The organism is Microbacterium sp. WCS2018Hpa-9, from assembly GCF_031843745.1.
Lineage (GTDB): Bacteria > Actinomycetota > Actinomycetes > Actinomycetales > Microbacteriaceae > Microbacterium.
The window spans coordinates 1-13,738 of record NZ_JAVTIY010000013.1 but is presented as its reverse complement, the minus strand read 5'-3'; the positions used below and the strand labels follow the sequence as shown (position 1 = coordinate 13,738).

Sequence of the window (13,738 nt, the reverse complement as noted above, 5' to 3'; positions counted from 1 at the left end):
GCGTCGCCCCGAGCTACTTACCGAATGATCGGTCAGTAATTGACGAGAGTAGCGCACGCGGACGCGAGGCCCAAGCGCTGCGTTCGAGAGAGCAGTGCAGTCCGAAGCGAGCGGCCCTCACACCCTGCCGAACGCACGGAGCGGATGCTCGATGAGCTCCGTCACGCGACGCAGGAAGCTCGCGGCGTATCCGCCGTCGCACACACGGTGATCGAACACCAGCGAGATCTGCACGATGCGGCGGGCGACGATCTGCCCGTCGACCACCCAGGGGCGCTCGATGATGCGACCGATTCCGAGGATCGCGACGTCTGGGTGGTTGATGATGGCGGCTGAGCCGTCGACCCCGAGACCGCCGTAGTTGTTCAGAGTGAACGTCGATCTGCGCAGGCGTTCCGGAGGCATCGACCCGGCGCGCGCTGCGGTGGTCAGCTCGCGCAGCGCCGCGTCGAGCTGTTCGACGGTGAGCTCGTGCGCGCGCGGGATGACCGGAACCACGAGCCCGCGTGGGGTGTCGGCGGCGACGCCGAGATTGACCCCCTCGAACGAGATGAGCTCTGTCGCATCGTCGCTCAGCCGAGAGGCCAGCACCGGGTGGTCCTCGAGGGCGAGCAGCACGAAGCGCGCGATGAGCGCCGTGAGCGAGGGGGCCTTGCCCCGTTCGGGTGCCATACCCGCGCGCAGCGCCCACAGCTCGGTGGCGTCGACGTCGACCCACACGGTCGCCTCCGGGATCTCGGAGCGACTGCGGCTGAGCTTCGCGCTCACGGCGCGGCGCAGAGCCGACAGACGCTCGCGCGAGACCACGGTGAGCCCGTCGAGGTTCTGCCCGCTCGTGCTGCGGTGCTGCGCCGCCGCGCCGTCGACCGCATCGTCGACCGCCGCGGCCAGGACATCGGCGCGGGTGATCGAGCCGTCGTGTCCGGTCGGGGTGATGTCGTGCACGTCGAGACCCAGATCTCGCGCCAGGCGTCGGACGAGCGGTGAGCGTACGGCCACCGTGCGTCGCGCGGCGGCCTTCGACGGGGTGGCATCACCCCGCTCCTCTGGCGCCGGCTCGGGCGGTGTCGCTCGAACCGTGGAAGCCGCGTCACGGACGCCCGGCGAGGGGACCTGCGTGGCCCGCGCACGACGACGACCGGTCGTCACGCGATCGGAGGTGCCGTAGCCGATCAGGACGTTGCCCGACCCCGCTCGCTCCTCCTCTCGGTAGGCCGCGTGCTCTGCGGCATCCGACCTCTTCGTTGCGTCCGAGTCGGTCGGGCTCGCCGGCTGCGTCGCATCGGCGACCTCGAGCACCGGGGCGCCGACGTCGATCGTCTCGCCGGGTTCTCCGTGCAGAGCGGTCACGACTCCCGCGAAAGGTGAGGGCAGCTCGACGATGCTCTTGGCCGTCTCGACCTCGGCGATCGCCTGGTCGGTGACGATGGTGTCGCCGACCGCGACCAGCCACTGCACCAGGCCCGCCTCGGTCAGACCCTCGCCGAGATCGGGAAGCCGGAACACGCGGGTGGTGAGCGCGGTCATGAGGCGTCCTCCCAGTGCAGGGAGTCGATCGCGTCGAGGACACGGTCGACATCGGGCAGGTACCAGTGCTCGAGTTTCGGCGGCGCATACGGAGTGTCGAATCCGGTGACACGTCGGACCGGAGCCTCGAGGTATTCGAAGCAGCGCTCGAACACCCGCGCCTGGATCTCGGAGGCGACGCTGGCGAAACCGGGGGCTTCGGCGATCACCACCGCTCGTCCGGTCGCGCGCACGGCGGCCGTCACCGTCTCGTCATCGAAGGGAGACAGCGAGCGGATGTCGATGACCTGCACGCTCCGCCCCTCGGATGCCGCGACGTCTGCCGCCTCGAGGGCGAGCGGCACCGAGGCGCCGTAGGCGATGAGGGTGACATCCGTGCCCTCGCGAGCGACCCTGGCGGTGCCGATCTCGGCGACGACCGAGGTGTCGACCTCGCCCTTCGTCCAGTACAGCTTCTTCGGTTCGAGGAAGATCACCGGGTCGGGCGACGCGATCGCCGCGCGCAGCATCGAGTACGCGTCCTGCGGCGTCGACGGGCTCACGACCGTGAGCCCGGGAGTGTGGGCGTAGTACGCCTCGGACGAGTCGCAGTGGTGCTCGACCCCGCCGATGCCGCCACCGAACGGGATGCGGATCACGAGCGGCATCCGCACGGCGCCGCGCGTGCGGTTGCCGAGCTTCGCGACGTGGCTGACGATCTGCTCGAACGCGGGAAGGGCGAAGGCGTCGAACTGCAGCTCGACGACGGGCCTCATGCCGTTCATCGCCATGCCGACGGCCGTGCCGACGATGCCGGATTCGGCGAGCGGGGTGTCGAAGCAGCGGTCCTCACCGAACCGCGTGGTGAGTCCGTCGGTGATCCGGAAGACGCCCCCGAGCGCGCCGACGTCTTCGCCGAACACCACGACCTCCGGGTCGCTCTCGATCGCATCAGCGAGGGCGAGGTTCAGAGCGGCGGCCATGCTCATGGTCGATACGGCCGCCGTGCGCATGTCGACGCGGACATCGTCGTGGGCGATGGTCATCGTGCACCTCCTGCGGTTTCGTGAGTGCGCTCGATCTCGCCGCTCAGCATCTGCCACTGCTCTTCGCGCTGCGGCGAGCGGGACTCGGTGACGAAGCGGAAGAGGTCCTCGGGGTCGATGTCGGCATCCGTGTTGAGTGCCTCCCGCATCGCCGCGGCCGTCTGCTCGGCCCCGTCGGCGTACTCGGCCTCGAGCTCTTCCGTGAGCGCGCCCGTGCGTGTGAGATGTGCGCGCAGACGTGCCAGCGGATCACGCGCGACCCATGCCTGGACCTCGGCGCGCTCGCGATAACGGGTGTCGTCGTCGGCGTTCGTGTGCGCCTGCATCCGGTAGGTGTGCGCTTCGACGAGCGTCGGTCCGCCGCCCGCGCGCGCCCGATCGACCGCTTCGCCGAGCACCGCCAGCACCGCGGCGACGTCGTTGCCGTCGATGCGCTGCCCCGGCATCCCGTAGCCGATCGCCTTGTGCGCGAGGGAGGGCGCCGCGGTCTGGCGGCTCAGTGGCACCGAGATCGCGAACTCGTTGTTCTGCACGAAGAAGACGACCGGCACCCGGAACACGGCGGCGAAGTTCATCGCCTCGTGGAAGTCGCCCTCGCTGGTCGCGCCGTCTCCGCACAGGGCGATGACGACGGTGTCTTCTCCGCGCCTCTTCGCGGCATACGCGAAGCCGACCGCATGCAGCAGCTGGGTGGCGAGGGGAGTCGCCTGAGGGGCGACGTGGTGCACTCGCACGTCGTAGCCCGAATGCCAGTCGCCCTTGAGCAGCACCATCGCCTCGGCCGGGGCGACGCCCCGCGCGACGACCGCCACCGAGTCGCGGTAGGTCGGGAAGAGCCAGTCGTCATCGGCGAGAGCGAGAGCGACGCCGATCTGGCAGGCCTCCTGACCGTGCGACGACGGGTAGACGGCCAGACGACCCTGCCGGACGAGAGCGCTGGCCTGATCGTTGATGCGTCGACCCTCGACGAGACCCCGATAGGCGGCGAGCAGGGCGTCATCGTCAGGCAGCGCGTAGCGCTCGTCCTCGACGACCCTGCCGTCTGCGTCGATGAGCTGGACCGCCGTGTCTCGCGGCAGCAGATCTGCGTGTTCCATCCGTTCGCCCTCCTTGCCGAACCCGATGAGGACAGCATGCGCCCCCTGCCGACAGTCGTCCAAGAACAATCGACGGATCGTGGATGATTGCGACCCGGTTGCCGATCCTCGCGACGAAATGTCAGAATTCAGGCACGGACGAAGGGGTTCCATGACAACGCTCGACGAGACGGATCACGCGATCCTCGACGAACTCCGGCGCGACGCCAGAGCATCGATGACGGCCATCGCTGACGCTGTGCACATCTCGAGAGCTGGAGCGCATGCGCGCATCAGACGCCTCACCGAGGCCGGGATCATCACCGGATACACCGTGCGCACCGACCCCGTGCTGCTCGGCCACCATGCGAGCGCCTACGTCACCCTCGCGATCGAGCAGGCGACCTGGCAGGAGGTCAGCGCCCGGCTGCGCGCCATCCCCGAGATCGAGCACATGGCACTCGTCGGCGGTGACTTCGACGTCATCCTGCTCGTGCGTGCGAGCGACGCGCGCGACCTCCGGCGCATCGTGCTGGAGGACATCCAGGCGATCCCCTCGATCCGCTCCACGCGCACGACCCTCATCTTCGAGGACGTCGCGCTGATCTGAGGGATGCCGAGGTCATCCCTTCGCACTCGGACATCTGCGGCGCACTCCTCGACAAGTGCACCGCCCCACGGCGTCCGACAATGAGACGACCGCCAGTTCCTTGGCACGCGTCCCGCTCGAAGGAGAGTTCCGATGTCCGAATCCGCCGCATCCGCAGCCACCGCGCTGCTCGACCGCATCCAGGCGCCGGAGGGTGCCGGACGAGACATCCCGGATGCCGCCACACGTGACGTCATCGGTCGTGCGCCCGAGCACTCGGTCGCCGACCTCGACGAGGCGATCGCTCGGGCGAGAGCTGCTCAGCCCGGCTGGGAGTCCCTCGGGCACGCGAAGCGCAGCGAGCTGCTGATCGCGGCGGCTGATGCGATCGACGCGAACGCGGAGGCGCTCGCGCACCTGCTCTCGCGCGAACAGGGCAAGCCGCTGAACGGCCCCAATGCGCGCTTCGAGCTGGGCGCATGCTCGGCGTGGCTGCGCACCAACGCGGCGATCCCGATCGAGTCGCAGGTGCTGGTCGACGACGAGACCCTGCATGCCGAGCTCGTCTACAAGGCGGCCGGGGTCGTGGGCGCGATCGGTCCGTGGAACTGGCCGCTGATGATCACCATCTGGCAGATCGGTCCGTCGCTGCGGATGGGCAACACCGTCGTCGCGAAGCCCAGCGAATACACGCCCCTGAGCGTGCTCGCGATGCTGGCCGTGATGAACGACGTGCTGCCGCCCGACGTGCTCATCGGCGTCTCGGGCGACCGCGAGGTCGGCGCCCGCCTCGCCTCGCACCCCGACATCGACAAGATCATGTTCACCGGATCGACCGCCACCGGTCGCCGCATCATCGAGAGCTCGGCCGGCAACCTCGCCCGCCTCACCCTCGAGCTCGGCGGCAACGACGCAGGCATCGTGCTGCCCGGCACCGAGGTGTCGGCGATCGCCCAGGATCTCTTCTGGGGCGCGTTCATCAACACCGGTCAGACCTGCGCGGCGATGAAGCGCCTCTACGTGCACGACTCGGTCTACGACGAGGTCGTCGACGCGCTCGCCGAGATCGCGGCATCCGTGCCGATGGGCAACGGGCTCGACGAGAACAACGTGCTGGGTCCGCTGCAGAATCGCGCCCAGTTCGACATCGTGTCGCGGCTGGTCGACGACGCGAAGAGCCGCGGTGCACGTGTCGTGACAGGCGGCGAGGGGGCGCCCGAACTCGGCGAGCTGTTCTACCGGCCCACGATCGTCGCCGACATCGACAACGACGCCGCCCTCGTGCAGGAGGAGCAGTTCGGGCCCGCGCTTCCGGTGATCAGGTACAGCGACGTCGACGAGGCGTTCGCCTTCGCCAACTCGGTCGACGTCGGTCTCGGCGCATCGGTCTGGTCGAGCGACCCCGAGGCCGCTCGCGAGGCGGCGACGCGCATGGAGTCGGGCACGGTGTGGATCAACTCGCACGGCGGACTGCATCCCATGGTGCCGTTCGGCGGTGTGAAGAGCTCGGGCTACGGTCTGGAGTTCGGCATCGAGGGCCTCAAGTCGGTGGCCGTGACCCAGGTCGTGTCTGGCCCTGGGCGGAAGGCTCAGGCATGAAGACCGCGATCGTCGTCGGCGCTGGCACCTCGGGGGCGATCGTCGCTCGTCGGCTGGTCGATGCGGGCGTCGAGGTCACGCTCATCGAGGCCGGGGGATATGACTCGAACCCTGCGATCCATGATCCGTCGAGGGCGGGGGAGCTCTGGCACTCCGCCGACGACTGGGACTTCTTCACCGTGCCGCAGGAGCACGCCGGCGGTCGCCGACTGCATCTTCCGCGCGGAAAGGTCACCGGGGGATCGCACGCGCTCAACGCGATGATCTGGGTGCGCGGCGCGGCCTCCGACTACGACGCATGGGAGCGCGCGGGCGCGACCGGGTGGGGATGGAGCACTGTCGAGCCCGTCTTCGCCGCGCTCGAGCACGAGGTGCTGCCCGTCACCGACGACTACGAGCTGTCGCCCATTCAGGCGTCGATCATCGACGCCGCGGTCGAAGAAGGGCTGCCCCGCAATCCGAACTACAACGGCGGCACCCTCGACGGCGTCTCGCAGCAGCAGGTGACCATCCGTGACGGACGTCGGGTGAACACGTGGATGGCCTACGCGCAGCCGGTCGCCGACAGGCTCACCATCCTGACCGGGCGCGAGGTGCACTCGGTGATCGTCGAGGAGGGGCGCGCCGTCGGCGTCCGGCTCGGATCCGGCGCCGACTCCGAAGATGTCTTCGCCGACGAGGTGGTGCTCTCCGCCGGTGCGATCGGATCGCCCGTGATTCTGCTGCGCTCCGGCATCGGCCCTGCAGACGAGCTCGCCGCTCTGGGCATCCCCGTCGTGGTCGATGCGCCCGGCGTAGGCAAGAACCTGCACGACCACCTGCTCTCTCCGGTCATCTTCACGACCGAGCGGCCGGTGGGTCCACCGCAGCCCGGCGTCTCGGTCACGCAGTCGCACCTCTTCTGGCGCAGTCGCGACGACCTCGCCGAGCCCGACACGCAGCCGATCCACTTCTCGGTGCCGATGTGGGGAGATCTCGAACCTCGCGCAGATGACGGATTCACGCTCATGGCCGGCCTGGTGACGCCGCACAGCCGGGGCACGCTCACCCTGTCGGGTCCCGACCTCGACGATCCGCCGCTGATCGACCTCGCCGCGCTCGCGGACGAGAGGGATGTCGCCTCGCTCGCGGCATCCGTGCGTCAGTGTCGTCGGATCGGCGGACAGCCCGCGCTCGCCGACGAGTGGGGAGCGACCGAGGTCTACCCAGGACCCGACGTGCCGGACGACGGGATCGAGGACTGGGTGCGCCGCACCGCCATCACCTACCACCACCAGGTGGGCACCTGCCGGATGGGGTCGGATGCCGAAGCGGTCGTCGACCCGCTGCTTCGCGTCCGCGGCCTCGCGGGACTGAGCGTGATCGATGCATCGGTGATCCCGACCGTTCCGACGGGCAATACCAATGCGCCCGCGGCGATGATCGGCGAGCTGGGGGCGAGGTTCCTGCTCGGACGCTGACGGCTGTGCACGCTCGAAGCCCCCTCCTGCGAGTTCGGGAGGGGGCTTCGGCGTCTCGTCCCCGAGTGCGGGGTCAGAAACGCATCTCACCACGCATGCGGGGTCAGAAACGCATCCGAATCGCTCCTGAGCGGTGCTTTTTTGACCCCGCACGCAAGAGCCGCGCGCGCGAAAGACAGGCGCGCGAAAGCCAGGCGCGCGAGATCTGCGCGCGAGAGCTGCACGGGAGAACTGCGCGCACGACGGCTGGCAGGATGCGCGTTGCACGCGATCGGGCTCAGCTCGCGCTGTAGACCTCTCGACCGGCGAACCACGTCGAGCGCACGGGGGTGTGCACGATCTCGTCGGCGGGGCCGGCGATCGCATCCCGCGCGAGCACGACGAAGTCGGCCGACTTGCCTGGCACGAGCGAACCGGCCTCCGATCCGAGACCCATCGCGGTGGCGGCGTTAATCGTGAAGACCTCGAGCGCCTCCTCGGCGCTGATCGCCTGCTCGGGCCAGAGCACGCCGGGTGCGCGTCCGAGCGGATCCGCGCGTGTCACGAGTCCCTGCAGCCCCTCGAGCGTGTTCGGGGACTCGCTCACCGGCCAGTCCGATCCGCCGGCGACCAGGGCGCCCGCATCGAGCAGGGCCCGATTGGGCTGCGAGTGCTCGGCCCGATCGCCGAGCACCTCGGCGAGAGCCCGCGGGATGACGCCGGGGAACCAGATGAACGGCGAGATGTCGGCCGACACGTCGAGGGCCCGCAACCGGGGGATGTCGTCGTCGGCGAGGAACTGCCCGTGAGCGATCTGGATCGGGGTGGTGAAGCCGGCGGCGCGGATGCGTTCGGCGACGTCGAGCACGAGACGCGCCGACCCGTCGCCCGTGCAGTGCACCTTGGCGCCGAGTCCACGTTCGGCGACCGACCGGAGCCAGGTGTGCAGCTCGTCGAAGTCCATCGTCGTCTCGCCGTGGAAGTGGGCGCCGTGCACGGCATCCGCCACGTACGGCTGGAGGAACGACGCCGTCCGCGCAGGAGGCACCCCGTCGAGGAAGATCTTCACGAAGTCGGGTCGATGGTGGCGAGTGCGGAACTGCTCGCCGAGATCGATGAGTGCCGCGCCGATCGGATCGAACCCGAAGATCTCGTCGTTGATCAGCAACGACGAGACGACCCAGGCGCTGAGCTCCTGCGACCGGTCGAGTGCCGCGAGCGCGGCGAGGATGTCGGTCGACACCCCGGCATCCTGGAACGTCGTGATGCCGAAGGAGTTGAGGATCTCGACGCCGCGGCGGGATGCGGCGATGTGCTGCTCATCCGTCAGTCCGCCGCTGCGGTCGTAGGCCTCCTGCACGGGGATTCCCGCTGCCTCGAGCAGCACCCCGGTGGGCGTGCCGTCCTCGGGATCGAGGATCGTGATGCCGGCCGACGGGATGCTGTCGGCTGTGATCCCCGCGAGCTCGAGCGCCCTGGTGCTCGCCCACCTGTTGTGCCGCGAGTCCTCGACGAGCACGACCGGTCGGCCACCCGCCGCCTCGTCGAGACGCTGCCTGGTCGCGGTGTTCGCGAGGGCCGGCAGCAGCGTGGTCGACACCGAGCCACCCACGATCCACGCGTCCGGCGGCAGCGTCTGCGCCTTGTCGCGCACGAGGTCGAGGATGTCGTCGAGAGCGAGCGACGGCGGCAGCGAGAGCTCGAACAGCTCGGTGCGGCCGGCCATGGCGTGGTGATTGTGCACGTCGACGAAGCCGGGGTAGACCGCGGCGTCGCCGACGTCCAGCATCCGCGTGTCCGGCCCGTGGTGGGTCTGCATCTCGACCCTAGTCCCGACGCTGAGGATCCGCCCGTCGCGCACGGCGAACGCCTCGACGATCGGCGTCCGGCGATCCGCCGTGCGGATCACCGAGCCTGTGACGATGAGGTCCGCCGCCTCCATGTCAGAGAGTCCCGAACAGGGCGGGCTCGAGCCCCGCGCCGTGATGGGTCGTCGAGAGCAGCCGGCCGTGCGCACCGAACGTGAAGTGCGTCGGCACCTCGCCCGACTCATCGAGGCCGAACAGCACGCCGTGCGAGCGGATCGCGTTCACGTCGCGGTGGTCGGCGATCGTCACCGACGCGCACGGGATGACCTTCTCGCGCCACGCGAAGATGTAGATGCCGGGGCGCACCTCCCAGACGCTGTTCTCGTCGGTGTCGGCGAGTCCTCGTTCCGGACCGGCGAGGCACTGCCACGAGTACCAGCGCTCCGAGAGGTAGACGTGCTCGTACGCGTGCTCCTCGCTGTAGACCCACTCGACGCGGCGGCCGATGAGCGTCGTGCTCGCAGCGGGCTCGGTGCCTGTCACGGCGGCGCCTTCGATGACGCTCGGCGCGAAGACGTGCTGCACGCGGGTTCGCCCCTGCTCGGGAGCAGGCAGGATCACCGAGATGACGGCGAGGGCGCGCCCGTGGCGGAGGTCGACGACCAGCGACACGGCCTCGTTCGGCAGGTAGCGGTGATGGAACTGCACGAAGTACAGGTCGTCATCGACCTCGAATGCCTCGTAGTCGTCGGTGTCGGATGCCGGCGCCGTGGAATCCTCGGCACCAGGGCGGTAGTCCCAGGCGACCGTGGTGTCGGCGAAGCGGTGCGAGATACGGGTTCCGCGTGCATCCACGACCGTGATCTCCTGGCCGCTCAACGCGGTCGAATGCGGGGCCTTGTTCGCGTCGAAACCGGGGGCGAGGCCCTCGAGCGGAAGCCAGGTGGAGGTGTCGGCGGGGTTCAGAGTCGTCATGTCTCTCCTTGAGGGGGTGTGTGGTTGCGGGTCGTCAGCGATCGCTGAAGCGCTCGAGGTCGGATGCGAGGCCCTCGTACACGGTGGGCCTGGACCGCTTGAGATATGCGCCGTAGACGATGCCGCCGATGAGGGCGACCACGAGCAGCAGCGGCATGAGGCGGATGGCGAGCTCTTCGGACCCGGCGACGATGTTGAAGTTCACGATCGCGAGCACCGAGATCGCGGCGATGCCGAGGAATCCGATTCCCGGAGCGATGAACGTGCTCCACCACCGCGGGTCGTGTGCGCGACGGAAGTACACGACGATCGAGATCGCAGCGAGTCCCTGCAGGATCAGCACGCTGAGGGTGCCGAAGCCGAGCATTGCCGGCACCAGGGTGAGGATGGGGTCGGCGCCGGCGATCGCGAAGATGATCGCCACGATCGCTGCGAACGAGGCCTGGACGATCCCGGCGAGCTGGGGCGCGCCGTTGCTGCGCGTGCGGGACAGCGCATGCGGCAGGATCCGCGAGCGCCCGAGGGAGTAGAGGTAGCGCGTGGCGGAGTTGTGGAAGGCGAGCATCGCCGCGAACAGGCTGACCAGCAGCAGGATCATCATCACGGTGGTCAGCGGACCTCCGAGGTACTGCTGCGAGAGGGTGAAGATGAGGTCGCCGGTCGGCAGGTGCTCGAGAGCCGTTGCCTGTGCCTGCGCGACGCCGGTCGCGCTCACCACGGCCCACGTGGTGACGCCCAAGATCACTCCGATCGCGATGATCGAGGTGTAGGTCGCGCGGGGGATCGTGCGCAGTGGCTGCTTCGCCTCTTCGCTGAACAGCGCAGTCGCCTCGAAACCGAGGAAGCCCGTCGCGGCCAGGAGCAGGCCGATCGGCAGGGAGCCCGAGAACACGGCTTCGGGGCTGAAGGCGGCCACGTCGTATCCGGTCTGCACGAGCACCGAGACGTCGAAGACCACGAGCATCAGCACCTCGAGCACGAGGCACACGCCGAGGATCTTCGACGAGAAGTCGACGCCGATGCGTGCGAGGAAGAAGCACACGACGATCGACAGCAGGCCCCAGATCAGCCAGTGCACGTCGAGGCCCGTGAGGTCGCGGATGATGTTCTGCATGAAGAAGCCGCTGGTGCCGATCGTGCCGACCACGAAGAAGTTGTAGCCGAGCGTGGCGATGAGGCCGGCGACGAGACCGCCCGTGCGACCGAGGCCCTTCACGACGAAGGCATAGAACCCGCCGGCGTTCACGAGCTGCTTCGACATCTGCGCGTATCCGACGGCGAACAGCAGCAGGATCGCGGCGACCAGGAAGAAGGCCATCGGTGTGCCGCCACCGTTTCCGAGGGCGATCGCCAGGGAGGCGACGACCACGATGCCGGTCAGTGGCGCGACGGCGGCGAGGACGAGGAAGACGATCCCGGCGACGCCCAGTGCGCCGGGTCGGAGAGAGGTGTGGTCCTGCTGCGTCGTGGACGCAGATATCGGGTCTGCCACGTCGGCTCCTTTGCTGGGTGACGGCCGTGTCGAACGGCATCGACGATGAGGGGGGATCGTCGATAGAGCGAGTCTGCTCGCGCAGCGAGCCCGGCGGTTGACCCTGAGCGAAGGACGATGGTGCCAGCGCGCACAGCCGTCGTGGGCGTGTTCCCGGGGTGCGATCGGCAGAGCAGGATGACCGTGATGACACCGCGGTCTTCACAGAGCGCCGCCGGCGCGGCCGCGGAGTCCCGGGGAGATCATGGACCTGCAGCTGAGCGGCACGACCGCGCTGATCACGGGAGCAGCGAGCGGCATCGGGCGGGCGACCGCACTCACGCTCGCCGCGGAAGGGGTGCGGGTGGCGCTGCTCGATCGAGATGCCTCTGCGCTCGCTGAGACGGCACGCGGATGCCGTGACGCCGTGGTCCGCGTGGTGGATGTCACCGACGAGGCACAGGTGGCGGATGCGGTCTCGACCTCCGTCGACGAGCTCGGCGGGCTGGATGCGGTCGTCTGCTGTGCCGGAATCTCGGGTCCGGTCGGGTCGCCGATCGAAGAGACATCCCTTCTCGACTGGAATGCCGTCTTCGCGGTCAACGTCACGGGCGCGTTCCTGGTTCTCGCGCAGGCGCTTCCCGCGCTGCGCGCATCGGCTGCGGCATCCGTCGTGCTGCTCGCGAGCGATTCCGCGTTCGTGTCGTCACCGGGCATGGTGCCGTACTGCGCGTCGAAGGCGGCGCTCGTGCAGCTGGGGCGGTCGCTGTCGGTCGATCTCGCCGGAACCGCCATCAGGGTGAACACGGTGGCGCCGTCGATCGTCGACACTGCGATGAGTCGGGGCGACCTCGGCGCTGAGGCGTTCGTCGATCCGTCGTTCGCGGTGCAGACGCCGGAGGATGTCGCCTCGCACGTGCTGTACCTCGTCTCACCACGCAGCAGAGCGATCAACGGCACGACGATCGTCAGTGACTTCGGGTATTCGGCCCGGTCAGGATTCCCCGCCTGATGACCTCGGGGGCAGCGGATGGCGCGTGAGCGCATGGATGCGCGCGAGCGCATGGATGGCGCGTCAGCGCATGGATTGCGCGCGAGCGCACCAGGAACAGGAGCGGACATGGGAATTGCAGTCGGATCGACGGTCTCGGGGCGCGTCGTCGTCATCACCGGCGGTGGAACCGGCATCGGCGCGGCGATCGCCGAGCGGTATGCCGCAGAGGGGGCGCACGTCGTCGTGGTCGGGCGACGGCCCGAGCCGTTGCGTGCGGTGGCGGATGCGGTGGGAGCGCACCCGATCATCGCGGACGCCGCAGACACGGCATCCGCCCAGGCCGCGGTTGCCGAGGTGCTCGCGACGTTCGGGCGTCTCGACGTCCTTGTGGCGAACGCCGGTGGACACGGCTTCTCACCCGTCGCCGACACCGACGACGACAGCTGGGATGCGGCGATCCGCGCCAACCTCACCACGGCGTTCGTCATGGCGAGAGAGGCGCTGCCGTCGCTGATCGAGGCGAAGGGGCAGATCGTGATCGTGTCGTCGCTCGCCGGTCTCTTCGCGGGGCCCTCTGTGGCCGGATACACGGTGGGCAAGCACGCTCTGATCGGTCTGACGCGGACCCTCGCCCGCGACTATGGGCGACGGGGTGTGCGGGTGAACGCGGTGTGCCCCGGGTGGGTGCAGACGCCGATGGCGGATGACGAGATGGACGAGTTCGCCACGCAGGCGGGCCTCGAGTCGCGCGAAGAGGCATATGCGACGGTGACGGCGGATGTGCCGTTGCAGCGACCGGCTCGGCCAGCCGAGATCGCGTCGGTCGTGCGGTTTCTCGGGTCGGGGGAGTCGTCGTACGTCACGGGTGCCGTGATCGTGGCGGACGGCGGATCCCACGTGGTGGACGTGCCGACGATCGCATTCGATCGGGCGGGGATGTAGGTGCTGTTCTGCTTGGTGCTCAGCGCTGTGCCGGGCTGAGTTGGGCTTGGCCGTGCGATCTGTGCCGTGCTGAGCTGGGCTGTGCTCTGCCGTGCCGTGCCGTGCCGTGCCGTGCGGTGTCGTGTCGTGTCGTGTCGTGCGCGCAGCATTCCGGGAGATTGGAATATGGCTTTGAACTGGGGTAAATAGGGGTGGTTTCGGGTCTCGAATGTCGGCGGCCCTCGGTTGACTAGGGGGTATGAACAGCACCGCGGAGCTTCTGGATCGGGTCATCGCCGACCTCGATGCGGTGC

Annotated in this window: 11 protein-coding genes; 5 read left to right on the top strand and 6 right to left on the bottom strand. The window is 68.9% G+C overall.

Annotated features, from left to right (window positions below; all coding sequences use genetic code 11):
- Positions 1-117: 117 nt before the first annotated feature.
- From RQG82_RS19420 to pdhA, 3 genes are read right to left on the bottom strand one after another with little or no spacing between them, the layout of a single operon-like run.
- Positions 118-1,527, bottom strand: a complete 1,410-nt coding sequence (locus tag RQG82_RS19420) for a dihydrolipoamide acetyltransferase family protein (RefSeq protein ID WP_311260425.1) — start codon at positions 1,525-1,527, stop codon at positions 118-120.
- On the bottom strand, positions 1,524-2,552 hold the full coding sequence (locus tag RQG82_RS19415; protein ID WP_311260424.1) for an alpha-ketoacid dehydrogenase subunit beta: 1,029 nt from the start codon (positions 2,550-2,552) through the stop codon (positions 1,524-1,526). The genes RQG82_RS19420 and RQG82_RS19415 overlap by 4 nt, the downstream gene beginning before the upstream one ends.
- Entirely contained in the window at positions 2,549-3,649 is a 1,101-nt protein-coding gene (gene pdhA, locus RQG82_RS19410) for a pyruvate dehydrogenase (acetyl-transferring) E1 component subunit alpha (RefSeq protein WP_311260423.1), read from the bottom strand. Before pdhA ends, RQG82_RS19415 begins: the two co-directional genes overlap by 4 nt.
- Positions 3,650-3,800: 151 nt before the next feature.
- On the opposite strand from pdhA, the gene RQG82_RS19405 reads away from it, so the two are divergent.
- From RQG82_RS19405 to RQG82_RS19395, 3 genes are all read left to right on the top strand, one after another.
- Positions 3,801-4,238 (top strand): Lrp/AsnC family transcriptional regulator, encoded by a 438-nt coding sequence (locus tag RQG82_RS19405; protein WP_311260422.1) that lies wholly within the window; start codon positions 3,801-3,803, stop codon positions 4,236-4,238.
- Positions 4,239-4,370: 132 nt separating this feature from the next.
- Positions 4,371-5,816 (top strand): aldehyde dehydrogenase family protein, encoded by a 1,446-nt coding sequence (locus RQG82_RS19400; RefSeq protein ID WP_311260421.1) that lies wholly within the window; start codon positions 4,371-4,373, stop codon positions 5,814-5,816.
- The gene (locus RQG82_RS19395) at positions 5,813-7,276 is read left to right on the top strand and encodes an FAD-dependent oxidoreductase (RefSeq protein ID WP_311260420.1); all 1,464 of its coding nucleotides are present in this window, start codon (positions 5,813-5,815) and stop codon (positions 7,274-7,276) included. The genes RQG82_RS19400 and RQG82_RS19395 overlap by 4 nt, the downstream gene beginning before the upstream one ends.
- A gap of 277 nt (positions 7,277-7,553) precedes the next feature.
- Here the strand turns inward: RQG82_RS19395 and RQG82_RS19390 are convergent, their stop codons facing one another.
- The 3 genes from RQG82_RS19390 to RQG82_RS19380 are packed head-to-tail and all read right to left on the bottom strand — an operon-like array spanning position 7,554 to position 11,530.
- Positions 7,554-9,197: an amidohydrolase gene (locus RQG82_RS19390; RefSeq protein WP_311260419.1), complete on the bottom strand. Its 1,644-nt coding sequence runs from the start codon at positions 9,195-9,197 to the stop codon at positions 7,554-7,556.
- A gap of 1 nt (position 9,198) precedes the next feature.
- Entirely contained in the window at positions 9,199-10,038 is an 840-nt protein-coding gene (locus RQG82_RS19385) for a molybdenum cofactor biosynthesis F family protein (protein ID WP_311260418.1), read from the bottom strand.
- A 34-nt stretch (positions 10,039-10,072) separates the two neighbouring features.
- Complete coding sequence (locus RQG82_RS19380; protein WP_311260417.1) at positions 10,073-11,530, bottom strand: APC family permease; 1,458 nt, start codon at positions 11,528-11,530, stop codon at positions 10,073-10,075.
- A gap of 244 nt (positions 11,531-11,774) precedes the next feature.
- On the opposite strand from RQG82_RS19380, the gene RQG82_RS19375 reads away from it, so the two are divergent.
- Together RQG82_RS19375 and RQG82_RS19370 are read left to right on the top strand one after the other, a co-directional pair.
- Positions 11,775-12,521: an SDR family oxidoreductase gene (locus RQG82_RS19375; RefSeq protein ID WP_311260416.1), complete on the top strand. Its 747-nt coding sequence runs from the start codon at positions 11,775-11,777 to the stop codon at positions 12,519-12,521.
- Positions 12,522-12,629: 108 nt separating this feature from the next.
- Entirely contained in the window at positions 12,630-13,445 is an 816-nt protein-coding gene (locus tag RQG82_RS19370; protein WP_311260415.1) for an SDR family oxidoreductase, read from the top strand.
- Positions 13,446-13,738 lie beyond the last annotated feature (293 nt).

Excerpts from the sequence above, each read along its gene's own strand:
- RQG82_RS19420 (WP_311260425.1), bottom strand. The coding sequence starts at position 1,527 with ATGACCGCGCTCACCACCCGCGTGTTCCGGCTTCCCGATCTCGGCGAG.
- RQG82_RS19415 (WP_311260424.1), bottom strand. The coding sequence starts at position 2,552 with ATGACCATCGCCCACGACGATGTCCGCGTCGACATGCGCACGGCGGCC.
- pdhA (WP_311260423.1), bottom strand. The coding sequence starts at position 3,649 with ATGGAACACGCAGATCTGCTGCCGCGAGACACGGCGGTCCAGCTCATC.
- RQG82_RS19405 (WP_311260422.1), top strand. The coding sequence starts at position 3,801 with ATGACAACGCTCGACGAGACGGATCACGCGATCCTCGACGAACTCCGG.
- RQG82_RS19400 (WP_311260421.1), top strand. The coding sequence starts at position 4,371 with ATGTCCGAATCCGCCGCATCCGCAGCCACCGCGCTGCTCGACCGCATC.
- RQG82_RS19395 (WP_311260420.1), top strand. The coding sequence starts at position 5,813 with ATGAAGACCGCGATCGTCGTCGGCGCTGGCACCTCGGGGGCGATCGTC.
- RQG82_RS19390 (WP_311260419.1), bottom strand. The coding sequence starts at position 9,197 with ATGGAGGCGGCGGACCTCATCGTCACAGGCTCGGTGATCCGCACGGCG.
- RQG82_RS19385 (WP_311260418.1), bottom strand. The coding sequence starts at position 10,038 with ATGACGACTCTGAACCCCGCCGACACCTCCACCTGGCTTCCGCTCGAG.
- RQG82_RS19375 (WP_311260416.1), top strand. The coding sequence starts at position 11,775 with ATGGACCTGCAGCTGAGCGGCACGACCGCGCTGATCACGGGAGCAGCG.
- RQG82_RS19370 (WP_311260415.1), top strand. The coding sequence starts at position 12,630 with ATGGGAATTGCAGTCGGATCGACGGTCTCGGGGCGCGTCGTCGTCATC.